The sequence below is a fragment of the Paenibacillus sp. 01T442 genome (assembly GCF_056398345.1).
The window spans coordinates 44,435-50,434 of record NZ_JBFTPF010000047.1; the positions used below are offsets into that span (position 1 = coordinate 44,435).

Genomic DNA, 6,000 nt, shown 5'->3' on the forward strand with positions numbered 1-6,000 from the left:
GAACAACTGTGCTCAAGCTATTTAAGAAATGGTTTAATCCAACACGTAAGCCAGTGAACGAAAAAGCAGCGGATATAGAGTTGGACAAAGTACCTGCGCACGTTGCGATAATTATGGATGGAAATGGTCGATGGGCCAAACAGCGAGGCTTGCCTCGTGTAGCAGGTCATCATTCGGGTATGAAAAATGTAAAGAAGATTACAATGGCAGCCAATGATATTGGTGTCAAAGTACTTACCATGTATGCTTTTTCAACTGAAAATTGGAAACGCCCCAAAGAAGAAGTCGAGTTTCTAATGAAGCTTCCTCAAGAGTTTTTCCCTTTGGAAATTGAAGAATTAATTCAGAACAATGTGCGTATTCGAATGACCGGTTGGAAAGATGGTCTACCTGACTATACGCTGAAAGCTATAGAAGGTGCGATCGAGCGAACGAAAGATAACACGGGTCTTATTTTGAATTTTGCTTTAAATTATGGCGGACGTAAGGAAATCATTGCAGGTGTTCAGGATATGATGAAGGACTTGCAGAACGGGAACTTGAACCCGGATGAGTTGAACGAACAACTCTTTTCATCCTATATGTTAACGTCAGATTTGCCTGACCCTGATTTGTTGATTCGTACGAGTGGAGAATTGCGATTAAGCAACTTTTTACTATGGCAATTAGCGTATTCGGAATTATGGTTCACAGATGCCTATTGGCCAGAATTCACAGAGGACTTATTTATGCAAGCCATTGCTGAATATCAGCGCCGCGGAAGAAGATACGGTGGTATTTAACATCTGATTGTGTAATCGTTTTTCACTAAAAAGGATGACTTAGAGATAAACGTTGTTCATCTAGGGGGATTCAACTTGAAACAAAGGATCATAACAGGCGTTATTGCCGGTCTTGCATTTATTACTCTACTTGTACTTGGTGATTTGTGGTATGCAGGATTAATCGTACTCTGTTCAATTATTGGATACCGCGAGTACTTACAAATGAATGGGTATATGCCATTTAAACTAACAGCTGTTGCTGGACTTATAGCACTTTTATGTTTAACGATCCCTTGGGGGTTGTTAGGTATAACATGGACAATTTCGTTTACAACCGTTATTTGGTTTGCCATGTTTTTGTTGCTTTTCATAACAGTAGCTTCCAAGAATAAAATAACGATTGATCAAGTATCTGTGATTTTACTAGGCGTTGTTTATATTGGATTTGGCTTCAACTATATGATCCAGGCTCGCTTGGCGGATAATGGATTGTTTTGGTCGATCATGGTGTTTGTTTGTATTTKGGGCTCTGATGCAGGTGCTTATTTTGTCGGTTCGAAGTTAGGCAAGCACCCACTATGGCCACAAATAAGTCCTAAAAAGTCGATTGAAGGAGCGCTAGGCGGAGTAGTTATTGCGATGATTTTGGCAGTATGCTTTGCTTTGTACGCACCAGATCTCTTAAGTGTARGGAAATCACTCCTGTTAGGATTTGTTATTGCTGTAGTAGGACAAATTGGTGATTTAATTCAATCCGCTTATAAGCGTGTTAAAGGAATTAAAGACACGGGAACTTTGCTGCCAGGTCATGGTGGTGTACTCGATCGGATGGATAGTTGGTTAATTGTTTTCCCCTTTATCTATTTGCTCAATTTGATTCCTAACTAATTTTCATAAGCGGGGTTGAACATATGAAGAAAATTGCCATCTTGGGATCGACAGGTTCCATTGGAACTCAAACCTTGGATCTTGTACAGCATTCGCCAGAAAAGTTTCAGGTCGAGGCAATATCAGCAGGGTATAACAGTGATCTTGTCATTGAGCAAGCTAATCAATTTCGACCCAAGCTCGTTTCTGTTGCTACGAAGGAATTAGCTGAAATTGTTGCAAGGCAAATACCATCAAACATTAAGGTTCTTTATGGTGAAGCTGGTTTGTTGGAGGTCGCTGCTGCGACAGATGCGGATTTGCTTGTAAGTGCATTGGTGGGGAGTCAAGGATTAAGACCAACTTTGGCCGCGATTGAAGCAGGTAAAGATATTGGACTAGCCAACAAGGAGACCTTAGTAAGTGCGGGTCACATTGTAACTGAAGCCGCTTCTCGAAAAGGTGTTGCCTTATTACCTATAGATAGCGAGCATTCTGCGATTTTTCAATGTTTGAATGGTGAGAATCGTTCTCAAATTGCTCGAATCACGATTACGGCTTCAGGTGGCTCATTCCGCGATCGAACGCGTGAACAATTAGTAGGTGTTACCGTGGAGGATGCACTAAAGCATCCGAATTGGTCGATGGGTKCCAAAATTACGATTGACTCTGCAACAATGGTGAATAAAGGTCTTGAAGTAATGGAAGCACACTGGCTTTTCGGGTTAGCTTATGAGGATATCAAGGTGTTGCTTCATCCGGAAAGTGTCATTCACTCTTACGTTGAATTTGTTGATCATAGTGTTATCGCTCAGTTAGGTAATCCAGATATGAGGGTTCCCATCCAGTATGCGTTAACGTATCCAGATCGCTTTCCAACACCAACAACAAGACTAGACCTAGCCGCAATCGGTAAACTTCATTTCCGTGAGATGGATTATACACGATTCCCATGCTTGCGCATGGCGTTTGAAAGTGGTAAACAAGGTGGAATTACGCCTACTGTGTATAATGCTGCTAATGAAATTGCGGTGGCTCGTTTTCTTAAGAGTGACATTTCATTTCTACAAATTGAGGATATTATCGAAGCTTCTTTGCAAAAACATGAATCATATGCTAATCCTACAATTGAAGTTATTCACGAACAAGATCAATGGGCTAGATCGTTTGCAGCGTCTATCCGTTTCTAAATGTCAGGAAGAGATGAGGTCAGCTTGCATGGCTCAGCTCTTCTTTTCAATTTCCGACACCGAGGTTGTAAAGCAAAGTCTATATATTTCACTTAGTTCGTATAATGACCTGTACGGGCATAGCTTGTATTCAGCCGTTCAATAGTGGTAATCTAAGAACAAGAACAGCTGATCTGAAGTAGATGCTTAGAAGGTAGACTCATTTACCGAAAGCGTCGGGTCATTGCTACATAAGGTAGTTTTCTGAAAGAAAACCCGAAGGAGGAAATACGACTTGTCGGCTATTGAAGTTGGGTTAAAGGTTATTCTGCTGTTTTTCGTTCTTGTTACGATTCATGAATGGGGTCATTTTTACTTTGCAAAACGTGCAGGTATTTTAGTTCGTGAATTTGCGATTGGCTTCGGTCCCAAAATATTTTCATATAAAAAAGGGGAGACCCGATATACGTTACGGATTTTACCGATTGGTGGATTCGTTCGCATGGCAGGAGAAGACCCGGAAATCGTTCAAGTTAATCCAGGACAAACGGTTGCAATTAAATTAAACAAACAGAATGAAGTTACATTCTTATATCTAGATCAATTAGATCGCCGTTCTAACGTCATCATCGGTGTCGTAGAACAAATTGATTTAGAGCGAGCACTTCGCTTATCCCTGGATGTCGACGGTGAGAAAGTGACGTATCCGATTGATCCGCAAGCCATGATGGTGACGAAGGGAATAGAAACCCAAATAGCGCCATATGATCGTCAATTCGGCTCGAAATCCGTAGGGAAACGTGCCATTGCTATCGTTATGGGACCCGTTATGAATTTTATTTTGGCGATTGTTTTGTTTTTCATCGTGGTGATTATGTCTGGTGTGTTCACGAATGTGAAGCTGGATTCTGTTCTTGCAGGTAAAGCAGGTGAKAAGTCAGGCCTTCAGAAAGGCGACATCATCATGTCCATTGATAAGCAGCCTATTGGTGATGATCGAGAGAAACTAGTTACCTCGATACAATCTTCTGCTGGTAAGCCAATGACATGGGTGATCGATCGCGCTGGGAATCCAATTACACTTCAAGTAACACCAGAAATGGAAGCAGGAGCTGGGAAGCTTGGTGTTGTCATTAGCGGTGACCGGAGAAGTGCAACTTTGGGTGAAGTATTTACAGGGACCTATGATCAAGTAGTAGGTACTACCATTGGAATCGTAACAGGTTTGCAAAAACTCGTTATGCTTCAATTCAAATTAGATGATCTCGGTGGGCCTGTGAGAACTGCTCAAGTGTCTGCTGAGTTTGCTAAAATGGGACTGACTTACTTAATCTCTTGGGCTGCCACTTTAAGTTTATATCTAGGTATTTTTAATTTATTGCCAATCCCTGCGCTAGACGGAAGTCGTCTGCTTTTCATGGGCTTAGAAGCATTGAGAGGTAAGCCGATAGACCCGAACCGTGAGAGTATGGTTCATTTTGTTGGTTTTGCACTCCTGATGCTGTTGATGGTAGCTGTTACATACAATGATATTTTACGATTGATTAAGGGTTAGTCCTAATCTGTGGGAGGGTTTATGTCAAACGATAAGCAATTTGTTAAAGAAATAACACCACAAGGAGAAGATTTCTCCCGATGGTATATAGATGTTATTAAGAAAGCAGATTTAATGAGCTACTCCCCGGTTCGTGGGTGTATCGTGTTCAAACCGGATGGTTATGAAATTTGGGAAAATATTCAACGTGAGTTGGATAGCAAATTTAAAGAAACGGGTCATCGCAACGCGTACTTCCCGTTATTTATCCCAGAGAGCTTTTTCCAAAAGGAAAAAGAACATGTCGAGGGCTTTAATCCAGAACTTCCTTGGGTCACTGAGGCAGGTGGGGAGAAGTTAGAAGAGCGTTTGGCTATCCGTCCAACCTCAGAAACGATGATCGGACACATGTACGCCGAATGGATTAACTCCTATCGTGATCTACCTTTATTAATCAATCAATGGGCAAACGTAGTTCGTTGGGAGAAGCGCACGTTGCCGTTCCTACGTACAACTGAGTTTTTGTGGCAAGAGGGTCATACTGCGCATGAAGACGAGCAAGATGCTCGACGCGAAACGATGCAAATGCTTGATGTGTATCGTCAGTTTGCAGAAGATTTCCTAGCGATCCCAGTTATCGTAGGCCAAAAGACGCCATCGGAGAAATTCGCAGGTGCCATTGATACTTTCTCCATTGAAGCTATGATGAAGGATGGCAAAGCTGTTCAAGCCGGGACTTCTCATTACCTTGGAACGAATTTCGCAGTTGCCTTTGATATCAAATTCCTAGACCGTGAGAATCAACACCAATTTGCACATACAACTTCATGGGGAGTTAGCACGCGATTAATTGGCGCGCTTATCATGGTTGATGTGTTCGCGGACCTGAAGAAAGCTGGCGTTCGTGTTAAAGTGGATGATCGTGCAGATCAAAGTCCAGGTTGGAAATTTAATGAGTACGAAATGCGCGGCGTTCCAATTCGCGTAGAGTTAGGTCCTCGCGACATGGAAAATGGCGTAGTCGTTCTTGTTTCTCGCGTAAGTGGAGAAAAGAAAATTGTTCAACAGGCTGACTTCGTGCAAGAAGTTCAAAATTTACTTGCTGAGATTCATCAGCAGATGTATGATAAAGCGAAGCAATTCCGTGACGAGCATTATATTGCGGTAGATACGATCGATGAGTTTAAGACATTCTTGGAGACGAAACGCGGATTTGCCTTGGCTGGCTGGTGTGGATCTAACGCTTGTGAATCGCAAGTGAAGGAAGAAACAGGAGCAACAAGTCGTAATATCCCGTTCACACCATCCGAAACCAAATCGACTTGTCTTGTGTGCGGCGATCCTGCCAAGCATACAGTTGTCTTTGGTCGAAGCTATTAATTACAATCAAGGGCATATGGAGGTCTCACTCCATTGCCCTTGGTATGTTTTATGGGGAGGCTGTTCATGAGTAATTTGGCTGATAAACGGAATCGCTTTGAGCTTTTGATGCAGCAAGCCGAGATTCCAGCCGATGTTGTACGTTCATATTTTGCAGAAGGGTACATTGATCAAGTAGAAATTAGCCGAAAAAATCGCGACTGGACATTCTATTTGGTGAAAAATGACCTTGTGCCTCTGAATATTTATCGTTCATTTTGTAAAATGATTCAAGAGAAGTTTGCAC

6 protein-coding genes are annotated in these 6,000 nt (G+C 42.1%); all 6 read left to right on the plus strand.

What is annotated here, in order from left to right; genetic code table 11:
• Positions 1-8 precede the first annotated feature (8 nt).
• Positions 9-782 (plus strand): isoprenyl transferase, encoded by a 774-nt coding sequence (locus AC1DLM_RS25545; protein WP_477571533.1) that lies wholly within the window; start codon positions 9-11, stop codon positions 780-782.
• A gap of 75 nt (positions 783-857) precedes the next feature.
• A complete protein-coding gene (locus AC1DLM_RS25550; protein WP_477571534.1) occupies positions 858-1,652 on the plus strand; it encodes a phosphatidate cytidylyltransferase in 795 nt (264 codons plus the stop codon).
• 23 nt (positions 1,653-1,675) lie between these two features.
• Entirely contained in the window at positions 1,676-2,821 is a 1,146-nt protein-coding gene (locus tag AC1DLM_RS25555) for a 1-deoxy-D-xylulose-5-phosphate reductoisomerase (RefSeq protein WP_477571535.1), read from the plus strand.
• 274 nt (positions 2,822-3,095) lie between these two features.
• On the plus strand, positions 3,096-4,355 hold the full coding sequence (gene rseP / locus AC1DLM_RS25560; protein WP_477571536.1) for an RIP metalloprotease RseP: 1,260 nt from the start codon (positions 3,096-3,098) through the stop codon (positions 4,353-4,355).
• A gap of 21 nt (positions 4,356-4,376) precedes the next feature.
• Positions 4,377-5,714, plus strand: coding sequence for an aminoacyl--tRNA ligase-related protein (locus AC1DLM_RS25565; RefSeq protein ID WP_477571537.1), 1,338 nt, complete (start codon positions 4,377-4,379; stop codon positions 5,712-5,714).
• 66 nt (positions 5,715-5,780) lie between these two features.
• Positions 5,781-6,000 (plus strand): PolC-type DNA polymerase III N-terminal domain-containing protein (locus tag AC1DLM_RS25570; RefSeq protein ID WP_477571538.1); only part of this gene is annotated, 220 nt, incomplete at its 3' end.

Coding starts and splice junctions, on each gene's coding strand:
- AC1DLM_RS25565 (WP_477571537.1), top strand. CDS start 4,377: ATGTCAAACGATAAGCAATTTGTTAAAGAAATAACACCACAAGGAGAA.